At 69.3% G+C, this 3,012-nt stretch carries 1 protein-coding gene; it reads right to left on the bottom strand.

The features are described 5' to 3' along the window. Window positions 1-3,012, bottom strand: a 3,012-nt coding sequence (locus AB0E24_RS45875) for an SDR family NAD(P)-dependent oxidoreductase (RefSeq protein ID WP_359386017.1), incomplete at both ends; no start/stop codon positions are given.

The following is a 3,012-nucleotide window of genomic DNA, read 5'->3' as shown; positions in this document are numbered from 1 at the left end:
GCCGACAACCGAGCACTCTCCAACGCCGCCCGAATCACCCGCTGCTGCGACGGACCATTCGGCGCCGACAACCCATTCGACGCACCATCCTGATTAACCGCCGAACCACGCACCACCGCCAACACCCGATGACCACTCCGCCGCGCATCCGACAACCGCTCCAGCAGCAGCACCCCAGCTCCCTCGGAGAACCCGGTGCCGTCCGCCGCTCCCGCGAAGGCCCTGCACCGCCCGTCCGCCGACAGCCCACGCTGGTAGCTGAACTCCACGAACAGACCCGGTGTGGACATCACCGTCACACCGCCCGCGAGCGCGAGCGAGCACTCGCCCCGCCGCAGTGCTTGCGTCGCCAGATGCAGCGCGACCAGCGACGAGGAACACGCGGTGTCCACCGTCACCGCCGGGCCCTCGAAGCCGAAAGTGTAGGAGATACGCCCCGAGACGATGCTGCCCGCGCTGGGGGCACCGGGGCCGCCTCCCGGCCCCTGCAACAGTCCGTAGTCGTGGTGCATGACACCGGCGAAGACTCCGGTCTGGCTGCCGCGCAGGGTCGCCGGGTCGATGCCCGCCCGCTCCAGCGCCTCCCACGACGTCTCCAGCAGCAACCGCTGCTGCGGATCCATCGCCAACGCCTCACGCGGCGAAATACCGAAGAACTCCGGATCGAACTCACCCGCGTCGTAGAGGAAACCACCTTCGCGGGCATAGCTCTTCCCCGCGGCCTCCGGGTCGGGGTCATACAGCCCCTCCACATCCCAGCCACGGTCTTCCGGGAAGTCGGAGATGGCGTCCGTGCCACGTTCCAGCAGCCGCCACAGCTGCTCCGGGGTACCCACCCCACCCGGAAAACGGCAGCTCATCGCCACGATCGCGATGGGCTCGTCATGCGTGGCGAGCGTGCCCGTACCGGAGCCACCGGACGGGAAGACCGACGTGCCGGCGCCCTGATACGCCTCGGCCAGTTCGGTGCGCAGATGGCGGGCGATCACCACGGGCGTGGGGTAGTCGAAGACAAGGGTGGCGGGCAGCCGTAGCCCCGTGGCGGTGTTCAGCCGGTTCCGCAGCTCGACGGCCGTCAGCGAGTCGAATCCGAGCTCCTTGAACGCACGCCCCACCTCGATGGACTCCGCCCCCGCGTGGCCGAGCACCTCGGCGACATGGGTGCACACCAGGTTCAGCAGAACCTCGTCCTGTTCGCCCGCCGACAGGGGCGCGAGCCGCCGCCACAGTTCCGACTCGCCCGCGCCATCGCCCGACGGGACCACGGTACGACGGGCGGAAACCGACACCAGATCGCGGAGCAGGGCCGGTACGGCAGTCCCGGATGCCGCCTGGGCGCGGAGCGCCGGGAGGTCCAGACGCATGGGCAGCAGCACCGGCTGTGTCATCGTTCCGGACACGTCGAACAGCGCAAGGCCCTCTTCGGACGTCAGCGGGGCGATACCGCCGCGCCGCATGCGCCGTACGTCCTCGTCGTCCAGGTGGCCCGTCATACCACTGCGCTCGGCCCAGAATCCCCAGGCCAGCGAGACGGCGGGCAGGCCGAGCGCATGCCGGTGGGTCACCAGGGCGTCGACATAGGCGTTGGCCGCCGCGTAGTTGCCCTGCCCGGCGCCGCCGAACGTGCCCGCCGCGGAGGAGAACACCACGAAAGCGGCCAGATCCAGGTCGCGGGTCAGCTCATGGAGGTGGAAGGCGGCGTCGACCTTGGGGCGGAGCACCGTGTCGAGACGCTCGGGAGTCAGGGTCTCGATGACACCGTCGTCCAGCACACCGGCCGCATGCAGCACACCACGCAACGGACGATCCGCCGGAATACCCGCCAACACCTCCGCCAGCGCTTCACGGTCGGCGACATCGCAGGCCACCACGGCCACCGACGCACCCAGCCCCACCAGCTCGGCCTCCAACTCCACCGCACCAGCCGCCTCCCGACCCCGCCGAGAGACCAACACCAGATGCCGCACCCCACACTCAGCCACCAAATGCCGCGCCAACAAAGCACCCAACGTGCCCGTAGCACCGGTCAACAACACCGTGCCCTCGGAATCCCACACAAGACCCGACTCCACTCCCTCGGCAGGAGCAACAGCACGCGCCAACCGAGGCGCCAGCACACTCCCGAACCGCACAGCCACCTGAGGCTCGCCACACTCCAGCACCGCCCGGAGCACACCAGCCGACGCCGGTACGTCGTCCACGTCCACCAGAACGAACCGATCCGGATGCTCAGCCTGCGCAGAACGCACCAAACCCCATACCGAAGCCGCCGCCACATCCGGCACATCCTCGTCCGGTACGGCAGCCACCGCGCCCCGCGTCACCACCACCAGCCGCGAACCAGCAAACTGCCCCTCAGCCAACCACTCCTGCACCACACACAAGGCACGGTGCGCCATCTTCCGTGCCTCGGCCGGGTCGCCGACGCGGGCGCCGGAATCGGCCGTGAAAAAGACCAGAACGGTGTCGGGGGTGACTATTCCATCGTTCATGGCTTGGATCAGATCCGCCAGTTCCGGGTACGCCGCCGGGCTCGCGGGTCCGCCCTGGCCGACGTCCGCAACGTACGGCGATCCGGTTCCGAGCAACGCCCACTGTCCCGTGGTCGCGGGTGCTTCAACCTGGGTGGGGACCGCGCGCCAAGTGGTGTGGAACAGCGCGTCATGCGTCACGTTTCGCGCGGCGCGGAGCTGCTCGGGGGACACCGTACGCGTCACCAGCGAGGCCACCGAGGCCACCGGCGCACCGGTGGTGTCAGCGACAAGGAGCGAAACCGCTTCCGGTCCGGCGGGAGCGAGCCTCACACGCAGGGTGTCAGCGCCCGTCGCATACAGGGACACACCGCTCCAGACGAACGGAAGCCCAGGGCCCGGACGAGAGGAATCCTGCTCGGAGTCGTCCCCTCCCACTGCCGCCGTATGCAGGGCGGCGTCGAGGAGGGCTGGATGCAACCCGAAACGCCCCGCCTCGACACGCTGCTCCTCCGCAAGCGCCACCTCAGCAAACACCTCA

The organism is Streptomyces malaysiensis subsp. malaysiensis, from assembly GCF_040653035.1.
Lineage (GTDB): Bacteria > Actinomycetota > Actinomycetes > Streptomycetales > Streptomycetaceae > Streptomyces > Streptomyces malaysiensis.
This window is presented reverse-complemented; position numbering and strand designations above follow the sequence as displayed.